The sequence below is a fragment of the Duganella paludis genome (genome assembly GCF_054461335.1).
Genome location: NZ_CM136922.1, coordinates 3,150,227 through 3,172,587, shown reverse-complemented (window position 1 = coordinate 3,172,587; position 22,361 = coordinate 3,150,227). Strand labels below are relative to the sequence as shown.

Below are 22,361 nucleotides of genomic sequence, written 5' to 3'. Positions count from 1 at the left end.
CGCCAGGATAACCACTGATACTGTCGCCCATGTCCAAGAGCCTGTTTCAAAAGCCCATCGAAATCAAGATTTCCACCGTCGTCGCCGTGTCCGCCATTCTGGCGACGTCCGACAGCATCGCCCTCGACGCCGCGCTGGCCAAAATGACCGGCGGCACGCCCGACTTCTTTGAAGACGACCTGGCCGTGATCGACGTCGCCGCGCTGCCGGACGATTGCGCCGCCATCGACTGGGGCGGCCTGATCGCCCTGCTGAAAAAATACCGCCTCAATCCGGTCGCCGTGCGCAACGCGCCGCTGTCCATGGCGGCCGACATCGCCGCCCACGGCCTGAGCCTGGAAACCGCCGCCGCCAAACCGCGCGACGAAGCGGAGCATTCACCCGCGCCGAAACCGGCGCCAACGCCGGCACCCGCAGTGGCCGCCGCCCAGGCCCAGCCGCCCGCCGCCGCACCGCACGGCACCGAAGTCATGATCATCGACACCCCGGTGCGCGCCGGCCAGCGCATCTACGCGCGCGGCTGCGACCTGGTGGTGACGGCCGTGGTCAACAACGGCGCCGAAATCATCGCCGACGGCAGCATCCACGTGTACAACACGCTCAACGGCCGCGCCCTGGCCGGCGCCTCGGGCAATGCCCAGGCCCGGATTTTCGCCCTCAATATGTCGCCGGAGCTGGTCTCCATCGCCGGCGTCTACAGCACGTTTGAAGACGGTTTCCCACAGGAATATGCGCGTTCGCCGACGCAAATTCGCTTGGTCGGCGACCGAATCGATATACTATCTGTCAATACTGCCAACCGCGCTTAAGCACACCACTCTGAAAAGGATTATTCGTGGCAAGAATCATTGTTGTAACGTCCGGCAAGGGCGGTGTAGGTAAAACGACGTCCAGCGCCAGCTTCTCCACCGGCCTGGCCATGCGCGGCCACAAGACCGCCGTCATCGACTTCGACGTCGGCCTGCGTAACCTGGACCTGATCATGGGTTGCGAACGCCGCGTGGTGTACGACCTGATCAATGTGATCAATAAAGAGGCAAGCCTGACCCAGGCGCTGATCAAGGACAAGCATTGCGACAACCTGTTCATCCTGCCAGCTTCGCAGACGCGCGACAAAGACGCGCTGTCCGAAGACGGCGTGGAAGTCGTGCTGCACGAACTGATCAACATGGGCTTCGAGTTCATCATCTGCGATTCGCCGGCCGGCATCGAGCACGGCGCGCTGATGGCGCTGACCTTCGCCGACGAAGCCATCATCGTCACCAACCCGGAAGTGTCGTCGGTGCGCGACTCGGACCGCATCCTCGGCATCATCCAGGCCAAGTCGCGCCGCGCCCAGACCGGCGGCGAGCCGGTCAAGGAGCACCTGCTGATCACCCGCTACTCGCCGAAACGCGTGGAAGCGGACGAAATGCTGTCCTACGAAGATGTGCAAGAGATTTTGCGCATTCCACTGATCGGCATCATTCCGGAATCGGAATCGGTGCTGCATGCTTCGAACCAGGGTAACCCTGCGATTCACTTCAAGGGCACCGATGTTGCGGAAGCCTACGAAGACGTGGTCTCGCGCTTCCTCGGCCAGGAACTGCCGTTGCGCTTTACCAATTATGAAAAGCCAGGCCTGCTGCAGCGTATCTTTGGGAGCAAGTAACCATGGCACTGCTTTCTTTCCTGTTTCCGACTAAACCGAAAACCGCGACCGCGGCCAAGGAGCGGCTGCAGATCATCATCGCGCGCGAGCGCAATGGCCGCGCCGGCCCGGACTTCCTGCCGGCGCTGCACAAGGAACTGATCGAGGTGATTTCCAAGTACACCAAGGTCAACGCCGACGACATCAAGATCTCGCTCGACCGCCAGGGCAACCTGGAAGTGCTCGACGTCAACGTAGTCCTGCCCGACGCGTAATCACGCGGGCTGGCGGTGCACGCCGGCCGACACCAACTCCTGCGCCACCTTGGCGCAGGCTTCCACGTGCTGGTAGCCGATCTGGCGGAAAGCGAAAAAGCCGATCCCCGCCGAGGCCATCTGTCCGGCCAGCGGCACCAGCTTGGTGGCCTGCCGGGCCACCATCTTGAACCCGGTGCGCCGCAAGACGTGCATCACCACTTCCCGCGTCACCAGTTTCCCCACCAGCATGCCGCCCACGCCGATCGCCGCTTCGTAGGCGATCAGGCGGAATTTCGGCTTCAGACGCTCGATTTGCTGCTCGGACAGACCGAATTCCTGATTGATATCGTCAATTAACAACGCAAACAGGCGCAAATCGGACACCACATCGAGGCCCGGAATCGGCACCGCCGCCACCCCGGCCGACACCATCGCGCGGCGCCGCACCAGTTGCCGGCAGCGCTCCCGCACAGCGGCAATGTCACGTTCGGAGGCCGGTACCAGCGTCCAATTTGTGTCTTTTTTGTTGCCCATAAGACCTCCCTGCCCCCGTTGGGCATTCTTGCTATTTTTCAACTTCTGCATTGAAATCGGTGTTTTTCCAGTGTACCTTGTAACGACTGCATAGGCGCGCACAGGGAATTAAAAGCTTGCTACACCTATAACTATAGTGTCCATATAAAAAATAAATTAGCTGTTTTGCTAATGATTTTGTGAATCTCTGTTATATTTGGAGTGACTTCTCCTTAACATTTTCCAGCAGGCAGCAGTATGAGAATCGCCGTACTCGACAACGACCGCAGCCAGGCGGAATTGATCTGCCAGGTCCTGACCTCGGCCGGCCACATCTGTCATAGTTTTCAGACGTCACGGGACGTGCTGGCACAGTTGCGCAAGGACAGCTACGACATGCTGATCCTGGACTGGCAGGTGGTAGACATGAGCGGCACCGAAGTGCTGCGCCGCGCCAAGGAAAAGCTGCCCGACAATGCGCCGGTGCTGTTCCTCACCACCAGCTCCGGCGAGGACGACATCGTCGCCGGCCTGGCCGCCGGCGCCGACGACTACATGATCAAGCCGCTGCGACGCAGCGAGATGGTGGCCCGCGTGCAAGCCCTGCTGCGCCGCGCGTACCCGGCCCAGAACGGCGCCGAACAATTGCAATTCGGACAATACATCTTCGAAACACGCCCAGGCCGCCTGCTGATGGACGGCATTGTCCTGGACGTGACGCACAAAGAGTTCTACCTGGCCCTGTTATTTTTCCGCAACATCGGTCGGCCGCTGTCGCGCGCCTATATTCATGAAGCGGTCTGGATCCGCGAAACCGCCATCCCCTCGCGCACCATGGACACCCACGTCTCCCGCGTGCGCAACAAACTGCAACTCAAACCGGAAAACGGCTTCCGCCTAGTGCCGGTCTACAGCTACGGCTACCGCCTGGAAAAGCTGGGCGCCTGATTACGACGACAACTGCTATAGCTTTAGGCAGTCCGCCGGGCAACACCAGGGTAGTCACGGTATAATGACCGCATAATTATCGTCTGGACCCGAAATGCAGCTGCTCGCCGTCGGCCTCAATCACACCACCGCACCGGTCTCGCTACGCGAGCAGCTGGCGTTCGCCCCTGAGCAGTTGGGTCAGGCGGTGGTGGCGGCGCGCTCGTGGTTCGAGCGGATCGACCATCGCGGCTCCGACGAAGCGGCCATCCTCTCGACCTGCAACCGCACCGAGTTGTACGCCGCCAGCCATGTGCCCGACCCGCTCGACGCCGGCGCCCATTTCCTGGCCGATTTCCACAAGCTCAACTACGCCGAGCTGCGCCCGCACCTGTACATGCTGCCGCAGCACGACGCCGTGCGCCACACCTTCCGCGTCGCCTCCGGGCTCGACTCCATGGTGCTGGGCGAAACCCAGATCCTCGGCCAGATCAAGGACGCGATCCGCACCGCCGATGAAGCGGGCGGCCTCGGCACCTATCTGCACCAGCTGTTCCAGCGCTCGTTCTCGGTGGCCAAGGAAGTGCGCAGCTCGACCGAAATCGGCGCCCACAGCGTGTCCATGGCGGCCGCCGCCGTGCGCCTGTCGCAGCGCATCTTCGACAAGATCGCCGAGCAGAACGTGCTGTTCATCGGTGCCGGCGAAATGATCGAATTGTGCGCCACCCACTTCGCGGCGCAGAATCCCAAGTCCATCACCATCGCCAACCGCACGCTCGATCGCGGCGAGGAATTGGCCCACCGCTTTGGCGGCCGCGCCATCCGCCTGGCCGAGCTGCAAGACCGGCTGCACCAGTACGACATCGTGATTTCCTGCACCGCCTCCTCGCTGCCGCTGATCGGCCTCGGGATGGTGGAGCGCGCCATCAAGGCCCGCCGCCACAAGCCGATGTTCATCGTCGACCTGGCCGTGCCGCGCGATATCGAACCGGAGGTGGCGCGCCTGAACGACATCTTCCTGTACACCGTGGACGACCTCGGCAAGGTGGTGCAGGCCGGCATGGAAAACCGCCAGGCCGCCGTGGCCCAGGCCGAAGCCATCATTGAAACCCGCGTGCAATCCTTCATGCACTGGGTCGACGACCGTGCCGTGGTGCCGGTGATTCAAAGCCTGCAGGAAAACGGCGAAGCGCTGCGCCAGCTGGAGCTCGAACGCGCGCGCAAGATGCTGGCCCGGGGCGATGACATCGACGCCGTGCTGGAAGCCCTGTCCAAGGGCCTGACCGCGAAATTCATGCACGGGCCGCAGCAGGCGCTGCACCGTGCGCAGGGCGAAGAACGCGCCCAACTGGCCGAACTGCTGCCGCAGATGTTCCGCGGCCGCCGTTAGCTCCCCGCCTCCGCTCTACCTTCTTCCGCCGCCACCCGCGCGGCTCCGTTTCACTTTCCAAGAATACGCTATGAAACCATCCATGCTGGCCAAGCTCGATCAACTGGCGAACCGCCTGGTCGAACTCGATGAATTGCTGATGTCCGAGGGCGCCACCGACAACATGGACAGCTACCGCAAGATGACCCGCGAGCACGCCGAGATCGGCCCGCTGGTGGCGGTCTACAAGTCCTACCAGGAAGCGCTGGGCGACATCGCCGCCGCCGAAGAGATGCTGTCCGATCCCGACATGAAGGACTTCGCGCAGGAAGAAATCGAAGCGGCCAAGGGCCGCACCGCGCAACTGGACCTGGAGCTGCAGAAGATGCTGCTGCCGAAGGACGCCAACGACGAGCGCAACATCTTCCTCGAAATCCGCGCCGGCACCGGCGGCGACGAGTCGGCCCTGTTCGCCGGCGACCTGCTGCGCATGTACACCCGCTTCGCCGAACGCAACCGCTGGCAGGTGGAGATGGTGTCGGAATCGTCATCCGACCTGGGCGGCTACCGCGAGGTGATCGTGCGCCTGGTCGGCAACGGCGTCTACTCCAAATTGAAGTTCGAATCGGGCGGCCACCGCGTGCAGCGCGTGCCGGCCACCGAAACCCAGGGCCGCATCCACACCTCGGCATGCACGGTGGCGGTGATGCCGGAGGCGGACGAAGTCGAGGACGTCAACATCAACCCGTCCGAGCTGCGCATCGACACCTACCGCGCCTCGGGCGCCGGCGGCCAGCACATCAACAAGACCGATTCGGCCGTGCGCATCACCCACCTGCCGACCGGCATCGTGGTCGAGTGCCAGGACGACCGCTCGCAGCACAAGAACAAGGCGCAGGCCATGAAGGTACTGGCCACCCGCATCAAGGACGTGCAGCTGCGCGAGGCGCAGGCCAAGGAAGCGGCCACCCGCAAGAGCCTGATCGGCTCGGGCGACCGCAGCGAACGCATCCGCACCTACAACTACCCGCAGGGCCGCATGACCGACCACCGCATCAACCTGACCTTATACAAGCTGGACTTCATCATGGACGGCGACCTGACCGAGATGACCAACGCGCTGATCGCCGAGCACCAGGCCGAACTGCTGGCCGCCCTCGGCGATTAAGAAGGGCCTAAGGCCTGACTGACAACATTGTGCGAGAATTGGCGCTCTCACTCCAACGGATCACCTCATGATACATACCCGCTCCCTGCTGCTGTCCATCGCCCTCGCCGCCTTCGGCCTGATCGGCGTCGCCCTGTACCTGCAGCATGGCCTCGACATGCTGCCCTGCCCGTATTGCGTGATCCAGCGCTACCTGTTCATCGCCATCGGCATCTGCGCGCTGATCGGCGCCTACACCAGCAAGCCCAAGGCGCTGGCCAGCGTCGGCCTGCTGGCGGCGCTGGGCGGCCTGGGCACGGCCGGCAAGCACCTGTGGATCCTCGCGCATCCGGGCCTGTCCTGCGGCATCGACCCGGTCGAGACCTTCCTCAACAAAGTGCCCACCGCCACCTACCTGCCCTTCCTGTTCAAAGCCGACGGCCTGTGCGAAGACGCCACCGCGCCGTGGTTCGGCCTGTCGATTCCGCAGTGGTCGTTCCTGTGGTTCGGCCTGTTCACCTTGTCGCTGGGCTGGCTGCTGATCCGCCGCGCGCGCGCATGATCGCCGACACCAGCGCCATCGTCGCGGGCGTGACCATCGCCGTGCTGCAACGGCAGTCGCTGCTCGACGCGCTGGACTACCGCGTGCTGCTGTGCCACGCGCTGGCCCTGAACCGCATCGCCCTGATCACCCAATCGGAGCGCGTGCTGACGGCAGAAGAAGCGCAGCGCTTCGCCGCGCTGGTGCAGCGCCGCCTCGATGGCGAACCGGTCGCCTACATCGTCGGCCAGCGCGAATTCTTCGGCCTGCCGTTTGAAGTCAGCGGCGCCGTGCTGATCCCGCGTCCCGACACTGAACTGCTGGTCGAGCTGACGCTGGAACGCCTGCCGCCGCAAGGCCGCGTGCTGGACATGGGCACCGGCAGCGGCGCCATCGCCGTCGCGCTGGCGCACACCCGCCAGGACGCCGACGTCACCGCGCTCGACGTCAGCGCCGACGCCCTGGCCGTGGCGCAGCGCAACGCCGCCGCCAACAACGCGCGCGTGCGCTTCCTGCAAAGCGACTGGTACGCCGCGCTGCAAGGCGCTGCGCCGTTCGACGTCATCGCCTCCAATCCGCCCTACATCGCCAGCGGCGACCGCCACCTGTCCGAAGGCGACCTGCGCTACGAACCGGTGGGCGCTTTGACCGACCACGCCGACGGCCTGTCGGCGCTGCGCACCATCATCGCCGGCGCGCCGGCGCACCTCAAGCCGCGGGGCTGGCTGCTGATGGAGCACGGCTACGACCAGTCGGCGCAAGTGCGCGCGCTGCTGTCCGGCGCCGGCTACACCGAGGTGCAAAGCTGGCGCGACCTGGCCGGCATCGAACGCGTCAGCGGCGGCAGAGTCTCAGCCTAAGTCACAGCCTGATCTGCAGCCGCCGCCGCAAGGCCGACAGCAACTGCGCGGCCGGGGCCGGCTTGTACAGCACCTCGACAAAATACTCGGGCCGCAGCGGCGGCGTCAGCGCATGCAGCAGCACCGGCGGCGCCGCGCCGCGCGGCCACATCTCCCACACGCTTTCATCGGCGCACAGGATCAGCGCAGGATCGCGGTCGCCCGGCTCGTAATGAACGTCGAATTCCGCGCTCTCCAGCACCTCGCTCAGGTAGTCCTGCATCGGCTGGTGCGGCTCCAGCAGCAAAATCGCATGGCCGCTGCCGAACGGCTCCGGCCAGTCGAAATGCGGCGTCGGCGGCATGGCGTCCTGCTCCTCGGCCAACGGCGCACGCAGGGTAAAGCGCAGGGCGTCGCCGCTCTGCTCCAACACGCCGCCCATGGCGCGCACCAGATGCGCCGCCAGCATCACGCCCGGCAGGATGTGCGGGTCTGCCAGCGACGCCGTGACCTCGCTCCACCGCCCATCGGGCACGCCGGCCTGGAACGCCAGCTCCACCTCGCCGGGCAGGCGCCGCGAGCGCAGCGCCAGTTGGCCGTCGCTGCGCTCGCGCACCCGCGCCAGCACCTGGATCAGGCGGCGCGCATCGAGCATGGCCAGCGCCGGCAGCTCGGCGGCGTCGTGCGTGACATGCCGCATCATCGCGTGCAGGTAGGCCGGCGCCACGGCCAACTCCGGCGCCTGCAGCGCGCAACGCGCGCATTCCTGCAAATCGGACAGCCATTCCAGCTGACGCCGCGCCTCGGACTCCATCGCCGCCAGGTCGGCCCAGCCGGAAGCGGCGCTGGTGGCGATACGCGCCAGCGGCGCGCGCAGATCGTGGTTGAGCGCCGCCAGCAGGCTGGCGCGGATGCGCTGTGCTTCCCGCTCGTCGCGTTTCACGGCTGCGGCTCTGCGGACCCGCCATGCAAACGCATGGCCTGGCGGTAGGCGGTGGGGGTGGCCTCGACATGCTCGCGGAAGGCGGTGGCGAAGTTGGCGGCGCTGCGAAAGCCGGTCTGCTCGGCGATCTGCTGCACGCTCATGTCGGTGTCGGCCAGCAGCTGCCGCCCGCGCCGCATGCGCGCCTCGCCCAGGTAGGCGAACACCGTCATCCCCGCATGGCGGCGGAAGGCCTGCGACAAACGCTTTTCATAGGTGCCGAGCGCGCGCGCGATGCCGGCCAGGGTCAGCGTCGCCGCCAGGTTGTCGTCGATCAGGCGCACGGCGGCGGCGGCCACCACTTCATCCAGGTCGTGGTGCGCGGCGACCTCGGGCGGGAGGGCCGGCGCCATCAGCACCGGCACGACGGCACTGCGCAGCCCCGCCAGCTCCAGGTGGATGCGCACCCGCATGAACACTTCGGGCGGATGGTAGGGTTTGGCGATGAAGTCGACGCCGCCCATGGCCAGGCCGGCCACGCGCTCCTCCGGATCGTCGAGCGCGCTGAGGAAAATCACCGGGATCGCTTGCGTGGCCGGATTGGCCTTGAGCAGGCGGCAGGCGGCAAAGCCATCCACGCCCGGCATGCGCACGTCCAGCAGTATCAGGTCCGGCGGCGTCGCCAGCGCCGCCTGGTAGCCGGCCATGCCGTCGCTGGCGCCCGCCACGTGGCACAGCTGGCGCCGCAGCAGATCGGTGAGCAAGCGCAACTCCTCCCGGTCGTCATCGACGATCAGGATGTCGGGCCTGGCTTGCTCGCTTGTGGTCAGGGCAAATATGACGCACTCCCGCAAAGAAACTACGCCCGATTATGCATGTGCTTGCTTGCGTTCTGTTGATTTTCTCCTCGTCCAAAACCCGGTTCACACGCATCAGAATTGCATGCTACAAGCCGGCGATCAGGCTCAGGCCGCCGGCGCCGTATTGGCTGCCGACCAGCGTCACATCGGTGGCCAGCAGCGCCACCAGGTCGGCCCGGCTGTGGTGGTCCAGATAGCCGTCCCACTGCGCCAGCGCCCCGGCCGCCGGCGCCTGCCCCAGCGTGTGCTGATACATCAGGGTGATGAAGGCCGCATCGTCCAGCTGGCCGAAGCGCGCGGTGAATTCGGCCGAATCGACAAAACCGGCGGCCAGCGCGCTGCCCTCCAGGCCGGTGCCGAGCCAGTACTTGAAGCCGACGAAATCGCCGGCCCGCCCCAGCGTCAGGTGGTACAGCATGCCGAGTTCCTCCAGCGTGCCGGCGGCGGTTTGGGTAAAGCCCAGATCCAGCGCGACGCCGTTGAATTCGCCGCGCTCGACCTGCACGATGGTGTCGCGCGCGCCGTCCGGCTCGGCGATCATCACCTCGCCGCCGCCGCTCAGCGCCAGGCCGTAGCCGGCCGCCGCGCCGCCGTACACCACGGTGTCGACGCCATCGCCCCCCACCAGCCGGTCGTCGCCGGCGCCGCCCTCCAGGCGGTCGTTGCCGGACGCGGCGATCCAGCCCTGCTCCTCCAGCACCAGCTGGCCGCCCAGCGCATAGCCGTTGGCGCCCAGCCACGCCGCCTGGTGCGCGGCGCTGAGCGCAATGTCGGCCAGCACGCCGGCGCGCGCCCCGGCGATGTCGGTGGTGGCGGCGTCGAGCCGCGCCAGCCAGGGCGCCAGCGCTGCGTCATCGGGCGTGGCGCCCAGCGTGTTCTGCAGCAGGCGCAGCACGAAGTCGTGGTTGTTCAGCGCGGACAGGCCGCCGGTCACGGCTTCCGGCTGGTCGAGGAACTCCCGCGCCAGCCACTGCGTGTCCATGACGCCGTGCTGCGCCCAGAAATTCAGGCCGGGCAGGTCCGGCGCGCGTCCGAACGTGGCGTGGTACAGCAGCGACAGCTTCTGCAGTTGCGCAGCGGCGGCGTCGGTGAAGGCCAGCGTGGCGACCTCGCCGTTCAAGTCGGCCGCCGTCAGCGTTTCCATCGGCGTGGCGCCGGCCAGCGCCATCTGATGCAGGCCGATCACCTTGCCATCCTTCAGGTAGAACTGCCACTGGCCGGTGTCGCTGCGCCCGCCCTGCAGCACGTCGTTGCCGGCGCCGCCTGCGAGCACGTCGCCGCCAGCGCCGCCGGCCAGGTGATCGTGGCCATCGCCGCCGTCCAGGTGGTCGTTGCCGGCCGCCGTGACCAGCACGTCGTCGCCGCCGTTGCCGTACAAGGTGTCGTTGTCGGCGCCGGTGGCGAGCACGATGTGCTGCGCCGCGCCGTCGCCGATGAAGAAGTTCTTGCCGGCGCCACCTTGCACCGTCGCCGCGCCGATGATGGCGGCGAAATCGAGGTCGTCAAGCTGCAACCCTATGCCCTGCGGCAGCGAACGGGCGTCGATCACCAGGCCGATCGCGGTTTGGGCTGCGGCGGCGTCGTGCTGCGCGCCGGGGCCGCCGGTGGCCGCAATCGCCTCGCCGTCGATCATCACCCAGACATCGCTCACAGCACCGGCGCCGGCGGCGGCGGACATCTTCAGCGTGGCGTGCTGCAGCTGTGTGGCGGGGTCGAGGCTGTCGAGGAACATCCGCCCCTGCGCCTCCATGGCCGCGCGCGTGGCCTGCCCAGCCACCGTGTTGTCGTCGATGCGGCCGATCAAATCCATCAACGCCATGTCGCCGCTCAGCAGCGAAGCCGGTCCCGACGCCTCGAAGCCCACGCCCAGCGGCAGGCTGACCACCAGGCTGGTGGCCGGCCCCTGCGCGCTGGCCGCCAGGCCGAGCGGAATGTCGGCCAACGCCGCGTGCGCGGTGCTGCTGTCTTCCGGCCGGTTGGCGGTGATCAGCGGCACCGTCACTGTGCGCGTGGCCAGGCCGGTGCGCGCATCGATGCCGGCTGCGGTGTGGATCTCCACCCCGTCCACCATGGATGGCACGCCTGGGATCACCGGCGCATTGGTGTCCACGTTCACCACCAGCGGCGTGGCTGCCGCGTTGGCGTTGCCGGCCGCATCGCTGAACAAGGCGCCGCCGACGCCAACGGTGATCGGCGTGGTGCTGTTGGCCGGCGGCGTGACGATCACCGTGTAGCTGGTGCCGCTGCCGCTGAAGCCGGTGACGACGCCGCCGGTGACGACCAGGTCGCCCTGGGTCAGCACGGCCGGATCGCTCAGCGTCAACACGATGGTGGCGCTGCCACCCTGGCCCACGGCGCCGCCGGCGTTGCTGATGGCCACCGTCGGCGCGCTGGTGTCGAGCGCATAGTTCGCCGCATAGGCGCTGGTGGCGTTGCCGGCCGCATCGACCACGCGCACCTGCAGGACGCCTGCGCCGGACAAGGTGACGCTGTGGCTCCAGCTGGTATCGCCGACCGAGGTGGCGACGTTCTGCCAGGTGGCGCCGTTGTCCAGCGAGACCTGCACCACGTCGCCGGCCGCCAGCATCGCGCTCAGGTCGCCGTCCAGCTGTTGCGAGGCGACGTTGGTGATCAGGTCGCCGACGATGCCGCTGTCGCTGATGAAGCTCACCCCGCCGGCGGTCGCCGCCGGCGCCACGGTGTCGATCAGCAGCCCCGGCAGCGCGCCGCCGGCGCCCGTATTGCCGGCCGCATCGGCGTACGCGCCGGTGACGGTGATGCTGGCCGAGCCGCTGGCCACGCCCGCCGTCGGTGTGAAGCTGGCGGTGTAGACCTTGGGATCGGCGGTCGCCTGCAGGTCCGCCAAGGTGCCGCCGGTGGCGGTCACCATGCCCAGGTTGAAGCCCACCGGTGCTTCGGTGAAGGTGAAGGTGATCAGCGCCGGCGCCGCGCCGCTGGCCGTGGTGACGTCGCTGCTGACGGTCACGCCCGGCACAGCCTGGTCCAGCACATAGGCCGTCACGCTCTCGGCGCTGTGGTTGCCGGCGGCGTCGGCCACGCGCACGCGCATCACACCGCTGCCGCTCAACACGTGCGCCAGGCTCCAGGTAGTGACCTGGCCGGCCGTGGAGAAGGTGGCCGTGCTCCAGCTGGCCCCGTCGTCGAACGACACCTGCACCGTCTCGCCGGCCGCCGGTGCGGCCGACAGCGTGCCGCTCACCGTCTGCGAAGCCGTGCTGGTCACCAGGTCGGTGGCGCTGCTGCCGGTGTCGAACAGGAAGCGCGGTGCGCCGACCGCCGCCGACAGCGGCGCCAGCGTGTCGAAGCTGAGCGCGGGCGGCGTTCCGCCGGCGCCGCCGTTGCCGGCGGCGTCGCTGTAGACGCTGGGCGCCACGCCGATGACGGCGCTGGCGCCGGCCACGCCCGGCGTGGGCGTGAACACGGCGGTGTAGACCAGCGGATTGGCGCTACCCCCGAAGCTGCCCAGGGTGCCGCCGCTGACGCTGACGTCGCCCAGCGCGAAGCCGGCCGGCGCCTCGCTGAAGGTGAAGGTGATCACCGCCGTCTCGCCCGCCTTCAGCGTGGTCGCGTTGCTGGTGATGACCAGGGTCGGCGCCAATGTGTCGGAAACGATGGCGACGCTGGCGCCCGCCAGGCTGGGGTTGCCGGCGGCATCGGCGAACTGGCCCGCCGCCAGCGTGATGCCGGAGCTGCCGTTGTAGTTGGGCGACGGCGTGAACACCGTGGTGTAGACCAACGGATTGGCGGTGGCCGTCACGCCCGAGATGGTGCCGTTGGCCAGCGTCAGGCTGGCGTCGGTGAAGCCCTGCGGCGCTTCGCTGAAGGTGAAGGTCACGGTGGCGCTCTCGCCGGCCTTCAGGCTGCTGCGGTTGGCGCTCATGCTCACGCCCGGCGCGACGCTGTCGAGCACATACGGCGTGGCGCTGGCGGCGCCATGGTTGCCGGCGGCGTCGGTCACGCGTACCTGCAACACGCCGCTGCCGGTCAGCACCAGCGGCGCCAGCATCCAGCCGGTGGTGCCGACGGCGGCGGCGGCCGGCAGCCAGCTGACGCCGTTGTCGAGCGAGACCTCGACCACTTCACCGGCCTGCAGGTTGGCGCTCAGCGTGCCGCTGATGTCTTGCAGGGCGGCGCTGGTCACCAGGTCGCCGACGGCGCCGGTGTCGTCCGAGAACAGCACGGTGGCGCCGCCGGTGCTGGGCGCCAGCGTGCTGTAGCTGATCGGCGTGACCGCCGCCGCCAGCCCGGCGTTGCCGGCCGCATCGACGAAGCGGCCGCCGGCCACCGTGATGGTGCCGCTGCCCGAGGCCAGGCCCAGCGTGGGCGTGAACAACGCCGTGTACACCAGCGGGTTGGCGGTCAGGCCGAAACCGCTCAGGGTGCCGCCGCCGACCACGATGTCGTCCAGCGCGAAACCCAGCGGCGCTTCGCTGAAGGTGAAGGTGATGGCGGCCGATTCGCCGATCTTCAGGTTGCCGGCGTTGCTGGCGATGGACAGCAGCGGCGGCGCGGTGTCGATGCTGATCAGCGGCGAGCTGGCCGCCGCGCCGGTATTGCCGGCGGCATCCATGTACAGCCCCGGCGCCAGCGTGACGCCGGCGCCGGCCCCGCCCAGCGCGGCCGATGGCGTCAGCAACACCGTGTACACCAGCGGATTGGCGGTGACGGTGAAGCCGCTCAGCGTGCCGTTGACGGGCACCAGGTCGGCCACCGTAAAGTAGCTCGGCGCTTCGCTGAAGGTGAAGGTCAGCAAGGCCGCTTCCCCGGCCTTGAGCGAGGTGGCGTTGCTGGAGACGGTCATGGTCGGCGCCACCAGGTCCAGCACATAGGCGGCCGAGAAGGCCGGGCCGCTGTTGCCGGCGCTGTCGGTCACGCGCACCTGCAAGGTGCCGCTACCGCTCAGCGACTGCGGCGTCAGCGCCCAGCCGCTGGGGCCGGACGCCAGCGCGTTCAGCCAGGTGACGCCATTGTTCAACGACACCTGCACCTGTTCGCCGGCCGCCAGCGGCGCATCGAGCGTGCCGCTGATGATCTGCGTGGCGACGTTGGTGATCAGGTCGCTGCCGCCGGGGCCGTGGTCGGCCGAGAAGCTGACCGAGGCGCCGGCCGTGGTGGGCGCCAGCGTATCGATCGCGATCGGCGCACTGCCGACAGTGACGCCGTTATTGCCGGCGGCATCCGCATACGCGGCGCCGGCCACGCTGATCACCGTGCTGGCGCCGGCGGTGCCGGCGGCCGGCGTGAAGGTGGCGCTGTACACCAGCGGATTGGCGGTGGCGGTCAGCGCGCTCACGGTGCCGTTGGGGGCGCTGATATCGCCCAGCGCAAACGCGCTCGGCGCGTCGCTGAAGGTGAAGGTGATGGTGGCCGTCTCGCCGGCCTTGAGCGCACTGGCGCTGCTCAGGATCGACAAGGTCGGCGCCAAGGTATCGAGGCTGATGGCGGGCATGCCGCCGCCGGCGCCGCTGTTGCCGGCGATGTCGGTGTAGAGGCCATTCCCCAGCGTCACGCCGGCGCTACCGTTCAGGCCCGGCGTCGGCGTCAGCATCACCGTGTACACCAGCGGATTGGCGGTGGCGGTAAAGCCGCTCAGGGTGCCGCCGGTGGCGATCAGGTCGCCCAGCGCGAAGCCGGCCGGCGCCTCGCTGAAGGTAAAGCTGATCAACGCGCTCTGCCCGGCCTTGAGGGCGGCGCTGTCGCTGCTGATGGCCACCGTCGGCGCGGTGGCGTCGAGCACATAGTTGTGGACCACCACGGCGCCGTGGTTGCCGTTGGCGTCGGTCACCCGCACCTGCACCGTGCCGTTCGCGTTCAGGGTCTGGTTGGCCAGCGACCACGAGGCGCCGCCCACGGTGCCGCTGGCGTTCACCCAGCTGACGCCGTTGTTGAGCGAGACCTGCACCACGTCGCCCGTCGCCAGCACGCCGCCACCCAGCACGCCGGCGATGGTTTGCGCGGCGGTGCGCGTGATCAGGTCGGTGCTGCTGGGGCCGGTGTCGGCCGAGAACAGCAGGCTGCCGCTGGCCACCGCCGGCGCCAGCGTGTCGATGACGATAGACGGCCCGACGGCGCCGCCGCCGCCGTTGCCGGCCAGGTCGGCGTAGGCGCCGGCGGCCACCGTGATGCCAACGTTGCCGGCCGCCACGTTGGCCGCCGGCGTCAATACCGCCGTGTACACCAGCGGATTGGCGCTCTGCACCAGCGGGCCCAGCGTGCCGTTGCTGACGATGACGTCGCCCAGGGTGAAGGCGGCCGGCGTTTCGCTGAAGGTGAAGCTGATCACGGCCGTGCCCGCGCTGTTGAGCGTGGAGGCGCTGCTGCTGATGACCAGCGTCGGCGCCAGCGTATCGAGGCTGAGCTCGACCATGGCGCCGCCCACGCCGGCGTTGCCCAGGGTGTCGGTAAAGCTGCCGCTGGCGACGCTGATCGTGCCCAGCCCGTTGGCCACGCCGGCGTTGGCGGTGAACACCCCGGTGTACAGCAGCGGGTCGGCGGTGGCGGTGAAGCCGCTCAGCGCACCGCCGCCGACCGTGATGTCGCCGAAGCCGAAGCCGGTCGGCGCGGTGCTGAACTTGAAGCTGATGTTGGCGGTATCGCCGGCCTTGAGCGCGGCGACGTCGCTGAGGATGGCCACGCCCGGCGCCACCGTCGCGTAGGTGATGGCGGGTGCGGCGGCGGCGGCGCCGGCGTTGCCGGCCAGGTCGGTGTAGGCGCCGGGCGCCACCGAGATCGCCCCCACGCCGGCGGCTTGGCCGGCGGTGGGCGTGAACACCGCCGTGTACACCAGCGGATTGGCGCTGGCGGCGAAACCGCTCAGCGTGCCGCCGCTGACACTGATGCCGCCCGCGTTGAAACCGAGCGGCGCTTCGCTGAAGGTGAAGGTGATCACCGGCGCATCGGCGCTGTTGAGCACCGCCTTGCTGGTGCTGATGGCCAGCGTCGGCGGGCTCTGGTCGAGCGTGTAGGCGGCGCTGTAGGCGGCGCCGTGGTTGCCGGCGGCGTCGCTGACGCGCACCTGCACGCTGTGGCCGGCGCCGGTGGTCAGGGTCTGGCCGGCCAGCGCCCAGCCGGTCGCGCCCACCGTGGCGCTGGCGCTGGTCCAGCTGACGCCGTTGTTGAGCGAGACTTCCACCGTCTCGCCGCTTTGCAGGTTGGCGCTCAGGGTGCCGCTCAGGTTCTGGGCGGCGATGTTGGTCACCAGGTCGGTCGCGCCGCTGTCGGCGGAAAACACCACGCTGGCGCCGCTGGTGGCGGGCGCTGTGGTGTCGATGGTGATGGCGGCCGAGGTGGCGCCGCCGCCGACATTGCCGGCCTTGTCGGTGTAGCCGCCGGCCGTGACCACCACGGCGTCGCCGACCCCGTCCCGGCCCGCCAGCGGTGTGTAAGTGGCGGTGTACACCAGCGGATTGGCGGTGGCGGTCAAGGCGCTGAGCGTGCCGTCGTTGGCGCTGATGTCGCCCAGGTCGAAGCCGTAAGGCGCTTCGCTGAAGGTGAAGGTGATGGTGGCCGTCTCGCCGGCCTTGAGCGCGCCGGCGCTGCTGGCGATGGCGACCGTCGGCGCGGTGGTGTCGAGCACATAGGCGGCAGAATAAGCCACGCCGTGGTTGCCGGCGACGTCGCTGACGCGCACCTTGAGCGTGTCGCTGGCGGTCAGGGTCTGGCCGGCCAGGCTCCAGGCGCCGGCGGTGGTGCTGGCGGTGCTCCAGCTGGCGCCATTGTCCAGCGATACCTCCACATACTCGCCCACGCCCAGTGCGCCGGCCAGCGTGCCGCTGATGGTCTGGCCGCTGACGTTGGTCACCAGGTCGGTGCTGCTGGCGCCGCTATCGACCAGGAACTGCACCGAGCCGGCCGCGATGGTAGCCGCCGGCGCCAGGGTATCGATGCTGATGGACGGCGTCGGCGCGGCGTTGGCCGCATTGCCGGCCGCGTCGGTAAAGGCGCCGCCGGCGATGCTGATGCCGGCATTCACGTTCTGGATGCCGGCGGTCGGCGTGAACAGGGCCGTGTACACCAGCGGATTGCCGTTGCTGACGGCCAGTCCGCTCAGCGCGCCACCGGTGACGGCGACATCGGCAGCGCTGAAGCCGACCGGCGTTTCGCTGAAGGTGAAGGTGACGGTGGCCGTCTCGCCGGCCTTGACGGCGCCGACATTGCTGGTGATGACCACCGACGGCGCCAGCGTGTCGATGCTGATGGCCGGCGCGCTGGCGCCGCCGCCGTTGTTGCCGAAGGCGTCGGTGTATGCGCTGGCGGCGACGCTCACCGCCGCCGCGCCGCTGGCCAGGTTGGCGTCCGGCGTGAACAGCGCGGTATAGACCAGCGGATTGGCGGTGACGCCGAAGCCGCTCAGCGTGCCGTTGCTGTAGTTGATGTCGCCGGCGTCGAAGCCGGTCGGCGGAGTGCTGAAGGTGAAGGTCAGCGTGGCGGTGTCGCCGGCCCGCAGCGCGGTGTCGCTGCTGGTGATGAGCAGCGTCGGCGTTGCCGTGTTGATGGTGATCGGCAGCGCCGCGCTGGCCTGGCCGTTGTTGCCGGCGGCGTCGATGTAGCCGTTCGCCTTCACCTGCACGGAGGCCACCACGCCGGTCTGGCCGGCGGTCGGCAGGAAGCTGGCGGTGTACACCAGCGGATCGGCGGTGGGCGCCAGCGCGCTGACCGTGCCGCCGCTGACGGTGAGCGACGAGGTCGAGAAATTGGACGGCGCTTCGCTGAAGCTGAAGGTCAGGGTGGCCGGCTGGCCGGCGCGCAGCGCCGACAGGTCGCTGCTCAACACCACCGTCGGCGCCGTATTGTCGAAGACGTAGGGCGCGCTGTAGGCCGGGCCGTGGTTGCCGGCGGCGTCGTTGACGCGCACCTGCAGCGTGCCGCTGGCCGTCAGCGTGCGCCCGCTCAGCGACCAGCCGCTGCCGCCCACGCTGGCGCTGGCGTTGACCCAGCTGCCGCCGTTGTCGAGCGACACCTGCACCACCTCGCCGGCCAGCAGCGCCGCGTTCAGCGTGCCGCTGACGGTTTGCGCGGCGGTCTTGGTCACCAGGTCGGTGTTGCTGATGCCGGTGTCGGCCGAGAACACCACGCTGGCTGCGCTGGTGGTCGGCGCCTGCGTGTCGACGCTGATCGACGGCGTCGGCGCGGTCGTGCCGGCGTTGCCGGCCAGGTCGGTGTAGTTGGCGCCGGCCACGCTGATGCTGGCCGTGCCGCCGTTGACGCCGCTGTTGGGCGTGAACAGCGCCGTGTACACCAACGGATTGGCGGTGCCGCCGAAGCCGCTCAGCACGCCGCCGGTGACGCTGACGTCGCCGGCCACAAAGCCCTGCGGCGCTTCGCTGAAGGTGAAGGTGATCACGGCGGTGTCGCCGTCCTTGAGGGCGGCGTCGTTGGTGGTGATGGCCAGCGTCGGCGCCTTGGTGTCGACCAGCACCACCGGCGTGACGCCGCCGCCGCCCTGGTTGCCGAAGCCGTCGGTGTAGCTGCCGCCGGTGACGGTGATCGAGGCCGCCGCGCTGACGTTGGCGCCCGGCGTGAACACGGCGGTGTAGACGCCGCCGCCGGCGTTGCTCAAGCCGCTGATGGCGCCGCCGGTGGCGACGATGTCGGCGGCGGTAAAGCCGCTCGGCGGGCTGCTGAAGGTGAAGGTGATGTTGGCGGTCTCGCCGCTCTTCAGCGCCGCCGCGTCGCTGGTGATCAGCACGCTCGGGCCGAGCGTGTTGATGGTGATGGTGGACGAACTGGCGCCGCCGCCGTTGTTGCCGGCCATGTCGGTGTAGCTGGCGGCGCCCAGCGTCACCCCGCCCAGCAGGCCGAACAGGCCGGCGTTCGGCGTGAACTCCACCGTGTACACGCGCGGATTGGCGGTGGCGCTCAGGTTGGCCAGCGTGCCGCCGCTGGGATTCAGGTCGCCCAGCGTCAGGCCGTCCGGGACTTCGCTGAAGGTCAGCGTGATGACGGCGCTCTCGCCGCTCTTCAAGGCGCTGACGCTGCTGCTCATGGACGCGGTTGGCCCGGTGGTGTCCAGCACGTAGGCGGTGCCGACGGCGGCGCCGGTGTTGCCGGCCGCGTCCACCACCCGCACCTGCAGCGTGTTGCTGCCGGCCAGCGTCTGGCCGGCCAGACTCCACGCCGTGCCGCCGGCGGTGGCCGTGACCCAGGTGCTGCCGTTGTTGAGCGATACCTCGACGTGCTCGTCCGCCTGCAGCGCGGTGTTCAGCGTGCCGCTGATGGTTTGCGCCGCCGTTTTGGTGATCAGGTCGCTGTTGCTGGCGCCGGTGTCGTTCAGGAACGAGGCCGAAGCCGAGGTGGTGGTGGGCGCCGTGGTGTCGAGCGCATAACTGGCGCTGAGCGGCGTGCTGCTGCCGCCGGCGTTGCTCACGCGCACCTGCAAGGTGCCGGCGCCGCTCAAGGTCTGGCCGGCCAGGCTCCAGCTGGTGGCGCCCACGCCGGCGGTGGCGCTGGTCCAGCTGACGCCGTTGTCCAGCGACACCTCCACCGTTTCGCCGCTCGCCAGTCCGGCGCTGAGGGTGCCGCTGAGGGTTTGCGCGGCGGTTTTCGTGATCAGGTCGGTATTGCTGATGCCGGTGTCGGCGGAGAAGGCCACGCTCAGCGCGGTGGTGCCGCTCGGTGTGGCCGCCACCACGGTGGTGGCGCTGTTGCTGACGATGACGCTGCCGTCGTTGATGGCGACGGTGAAGGTGGTGGTGGCGCTCAGCCCGGCCGTGCTCTGGAACACCAGCGACTGCAGCGCGGCCTGCGCCGCCGCCGGCGCCACCGCCGACAAGGTATAGCTGACGCCACCGTCGGTGGTGACGAAGCCCGAGGCGCTCAGCGAGGCCGGCGTGAAGCCGCCCTTGGCCGCGCTGTCCGGCGTGATGGTGACGATCACCGTGGCGCCGACGTCGGGATCGCTCAGGTTGACGCTGGAGAACGGCCGCACGGTGCCGCCGGCCGTCACCGCCTGCGCGGCGGCGGTGCCGCCCAGCACCGGCGCGTCGTTGACCGAGGTGGCGGTGATCACGGTGCTGGTGTTGGGCGTGCCGGCCAGGCCGTTGGCGTCGGTGGCGGTGAGCGTGAAGGCGGTGGCGATGCCGACGCCGACGGCGGCCTGGTTGGCGCTCGGCGTGAAGGTCAGCGCCTTGAGCTGGGTGGTCAGCGCGGCCGGGGTGGCGGCGCTCAGCGTGTAGCTGCCGCTGCCGCCGGACAGGCCGGTCCCGCTCAGCGTGCCGTTGGCGCCGTTGAAGCTGATGGTCATGCTGACGTTGTCACCGTTGACGTCGGCCACCGTGACGCCGCTGAACGGCTTGATGGTGGCGTTGTCGTTGACGCCGGCCGTGGCCGTGCCGCTGATGGTCGGTGCGCTGTTGGCGGTGTTGGTGACGGCCACGCCGACGCCGGTGATGGCGGTGTTGGCGTTGCCGATCACGCTGTTCCAGTCGTCGGCCAGCGACAGCGCGTAGCTGGTGCCGCCGGCCGAGCTGTTGCCGTTCTTGTTCAACAGCGCCTCGACGGCGGCGATGTCGGCGCCGGACAGCGTGACCGAGAAGCCGCTGGCGCCGTTGACCTCGACGTTGCCGGTGGTGCTGAGCGTGCGCGAAACGCTGCCCTCGCCCTTGAGCGTGAGCTTGGCGACCGTGATGTCGTTGGCGGCGCCGGCCACGCCGACCAGGTTGGCCCCGGTCACCGTCAGCACATGGGTGGCGGCGTTGTAGCTGGCCGAACTGACGCTCGGCAGCTGCACGCTGGAGACGGTGATGGCGTTGCCGGTCAGGTCGACGCCGTTGCTGAGATTGCTGTTCCAGTTGGCCGCCGCCGCGATATTGAAGGTGGTGCCGTCGACGCTGGCGCCGCCGTTGTTGTTGAGCAGGCCGTTGATGGCCAGCTTGTCGGCCGCGTTCAGCGTGATCGAGGCCGCCGTGCTGCTGGAGGCGCTCGCCACCGGCGAGGTCAAGGTGTAGCTGGCGCCGTTGGCGCCGGTGATGGTCAGCTTGGACGGATCGATGGCGTCGCCGGCGTGGATGCCCACCGCCGCCAGGTTCAGCACGCCGGTGTTGGCGTTGTAAGCGGCCGAGGTGATGCTGTGCGCCGCGCGCCCGTTGGCGACGGTGATGTCGTCGATGCCGATCTCGAAGCCCAGCGGATTGACGATGCGCACGCCGTAGATGCCCTTGAAGTCCGCCATCGCGGCAAAGTTCAACAGCCCGTACTCGTTGATGACCAAACTCAGCAACGACACGCCGACGCCGGTCGGCTGGTAATTGGCGTCCAGCGCGTACACCGTGTAGACCACGGTGCCCAGCAGGTTGCCGACCAGGTTGCCGCTGCCGAGGTTCATGCTGATCATGTCGAACACGCCGCTGTCGGCGCGCAGGTCGACATAGCTGACCGGCGACAGCAGCGAACCGTTGACGGTCAGGCGGTCATCGTTGAGGGGCACGCCGAGCACGCTGGTGCCATTGGCGTTCACCACCACCACGCCGCCGCCATTGCTGCTGCGCGCATACAGGTCGAGGCCGGTGCCGAGGAGGTTGTTGATCTGGACCACCGCGCCCGCCGCCAGGCCGGTGGCGTTGAGCAGCGTGACATCGGCGCTGGTGTTGAAGGTCAGCGTGCCGTTCACGCCGCCGTTGACCAGCGCCAGCGTATGGTCGTAGGCCTGCTGGTCCTGCACCGCCAGCACGCTGGCGGCTTCGATGGCGCCGGTGCTGCGTTCCAGCGCCCAGTTGGCGCCCGGCCCGCCGCCGGTGAGGTCGGTGGAGGCGGCGACGTCGGCGCCGCTGGCCAGCGCCAGCGCGTCGATGAAGGCCAGCCCGCCGGCGCCCTGCGCCACGTCGCAGCCGTACAGCAGCAGGTCGCCGTTCTCGCCCAGCGCCGCGCCCCACTCCTGCAGCGCCTCCGCGTAGCGCGCCATGCCGGCGGCGTCGAGCACCGTATTGCCCAGCTGCAGGCTGCCCTCGGCGCCGTGCGAGACGATCTGGATGCTGTCGAGATCGGCATACTTGCGCAGCACCGTGGCGATCTGTTCCACGCCGTCGCGCCATGAAACTAGTTTAACCACAAGTACATCATCCGCAACGCCGGCAGTCAATGCGTCGGCGTCAAGGACACCCGCATCGACGAAGAGTACAGAGCGATAGAGAGGGCTTTGCCTATTCATATTTCTTCTCCGCATCACTGTCGGCGATAACCGATTATGAGTAGCTTTAAATCGTTTACAAAATTTTTCCGTTTGCCAAACGATTTGTCCGGTGTGGCAAAAGCCAAGGCTGTCTGGCGCGCAAGGGAGGCGCGGCGATTTTGTTAAAATGCTCTTTTTGCCGCCGTCCGGCGAGTTCGGCCAATTTCGGT

12 protein-coding genes are annotated in these 22,361 nt (G+C 68.5%); 8 read left to right on the top strand and 4 right to left on the bottom strand.

Going from position 1 to position 22,361, the window contains the following annotated elements; all coding sequences use genetic code 11:
* The first annotated feature begins 29 nt into the window (after positions 1-29).
* Genes minC through minE form a run of 3 tightly spaced genes read left to right on the top strand, consistent with a single transcriptional unit; the run spans position 30 to position 1,905 of the window.
* Positions 30-809: a septum site-determining protein MinC gene (gene minC, locus ACXZ1M_RS14165; RefSeq protein WP_459053767.1), complete on the top strand. Its 780-nt coding sequence runs from the start codon at positions 30-32 to the stop codon at positions 807-809.
* A 26-nt stretch (positions 810-835) separates the two neighbouring features.
* A complete protein-coding gene (gene minD / locus ACXZ1M_RS14160) occupies positions 836-1,651 on the top strand; it encodes a septum site-determining protein MinD (protein ID WP_026334797.1) in 816 nt (271 codons plus the stop codon).
* Positions 1,652-1,653: 2 nt separating this feature from the next.
* Positions 1,654-1,905 (top strand): cell division topological specificity factor MinE, encoded by a 252-nt coding sequence (gene minE / locus ACXZ1M_RS14155; protein WP_459053766.1) that lies wholly within the window; start codon positions 1,654-1,656, stop codon positions 1,903-1,905.
* On the opposite strand, the gene ACXZ1M_RS14150 is transcribed toward minE, so the two are convergent.
* A complete protein-coding gene (locus ACXZ1M_RS14150) occupies positions 1,906-2,421 on the bottom strand; it encodes a hypothetical protein (protein WP_459053765.1) in 516 nt (171 codons plus the stop codon).
* 237 nt (positions 2,422-2,658) lie between these two features.
* Here ACXZ1M_RS14150 and ACXZ1M_RS14145 point away from each other — a divergent pair, with 237 nt between their 5' ends.
* The 5 genes from ACXZ1M_RS14145 (at position 2,659) to prmC (ending at position 7,244) form a co-directional block, all read left to right on the top strand.
* Positions 2,659-3,348, top strand: a complete 690-nt coding sequence (locus ACXZ1M_RS14145; RefSeq protein WP_373989891.1) for a response regulator transcription factor — start codon at positions 2,659-2,661, stop codon at positions 3,346-3,348.
* Positions 3,349-3,442: 94 nt separating this feature from the next.
* Positions 3,443-4,717 (top strand): glutamyl-tRNA reductase, encoded by a 1,275-nt coding sequence (hemA, locus tag ACXZ1M_RS14140; protein WP_459053764.1) that lies wholly within the window; start codon positions 3,443-3,445, stop codon positions 4,715-4,717.
* 70 nt (positions 4,718-4,787) lie between these two features.
* Positions 4,788-5,864 carry a peptide chain release factor 1 gene (gene prfA, locus ACXZ1M_RS14135; RefSeq protein WP_459053763.1) on the top strand — a complete coding sequence of 359 codons (1,077 nt, stop codon included), beginning with the start codon at positions 4,788-4,790 and terminating at the stop codon, positions 5,862-5,864.
* A 67-nt stretch (positions 5,865-5,931) separates the two neighbouring features.
* A complete protein-coding gene (locus ACXZ1M_RS14130) occupies positions 5,932-6,405 on the top strand; it encodes a disulfide bond formation protein B (protein WP_459053762.1) in 474 nt (157 codons plus the stop codon).
* Positions 6,402-7,244 carry a peptide chain release factor N(5)-glutamine methyltransferase gene (gene prmC, locus ACXZ1M_RS14125; protein WP_459053761.1) on the top strand — a complete coding sequence of 281 codons (843 nt, stop codon included), beginning with the start codon at positions 6,402-6,404 and terminating at the stop codon, positions 7,242-7,244. The genes ACXZ1M_RS14130 and prmC overlap by 4 nt, the downstream gene beginning before the upstream one ends.
* Position 7,245: 1 nt before the next feature.
* Here prmC and ACXZ1M_RS14120 read toward each other — a convergent pair whose 3' ends face one another.
* The 3 genes from ACXZ1M_RS14120 to ACXZ1M_RS14110 form a co-directional block, all read right to left on the bottom strand.
* The gene (locus ACXZ1M_RS14120; protein WP_459053760.1) at positions 7,246-8,166 is read right to left on the bottom strand and encodes a histidine kinase; all 921 of its coding nucleotides are present in this window, start codon (positions 8,164-8,166) and stop codon (positions 7,246-7,248) included.
* Positions 8,163-8,999 (bottom strand): response regulator transcription factor, encoded by an 837-nt coding sequence (locus ACXZ1M_RS14115; protein ID WP_459053759.1) that lies wholly within the window; start codon positions 8,997-8,999, stop codon positions 8,163-8,165. Before ACXZ1M_RS14115 ends, ACXZ1M_RS14120 begins: the two co-directional genes overlap by 4 nt.
* Positions 9,000-9,090: 91 nt before the next feature.
* Complete coding sequence (locus ACXZ1M_RS14110; protein ID WP_459053758.1) at positions 9,091-22,170, bottom strand: Ig-like domain-containing protein; 13,080 nt, start codon at positions 22,168-22,170, stop codon at positions 9,091-9,093.
* Positions 22,171-22,361 lie beyond the last annotated feature (191 nt).

What these genes read in the sequence shown, in the direction of transcription:
- minC (WP_459053767.1), top strand. Translation starts at nt 30, where the DNA reads ATGTCCAAGAGCCTGTTTCAAAAGCCCATCGAAATCAAGATTTCCACC.
- minE (WP_459053766.1), top strand. Translation starts at nt 1,654, where the DNA reads ATGGCACTGCTTTCTTTCCTGTTTCCGACTAAACCGAAAACCGCGACC.
- ACXZ1M_RS14150 (WP_459053765.1), bottom strand. Translation starts at nt 2,421, where the DNA reads ATGGGCAACAAAAAAGACACAAATTGGACGCTGGTACCGGCCTCCGAA.
- ACXZ1M_RS14145 (WP_373989891.1), top strand. Translation starts at nt 2,659, where the DNA reads ATGAGAATCGCCGTACTCGACAACGACCGCAGCCAGGCGGAATTGATC.
- hemA (WP_459053764.1), top strand. Translation starts at nt 3,443, where the DNA reads ATGCAGCTGCTCGCCGTCGGCCTCAATCACACCACCGCACCGGTCTCG.
- prfA (WP_459053763.1), top strand. Translation starts at nt 4,788, where the DNA reads ATGAAACCATCCATGCTGGCCAAGCTCGATCAACTGGCGAACCGCCTG.
- ACXZ1M_RS14130 (WP_459053762.1), top strand. Translation starts at nt 5,932, where the DNA reads ATGATACATACCCGCTCCCTGCTGCTGTCCATCGCCCTCGCCGCCTTC.
- prmC (WP_459053761.1), top strand. Translation starts at nt 6,402, where the DNA reads ATGATCGCCGACACCAGCGCCATCGTCGCGGGCGTGACCATCGCCGTG.
- ACXZ1M_RS14110 (WP_459053758.1), bottom strand. Translation starts at nt 22,170, where the DNA reads ATGAATAGGCAAAGCCCTCTCTATCGCTCTGTACTCTTCGTCGATGCG.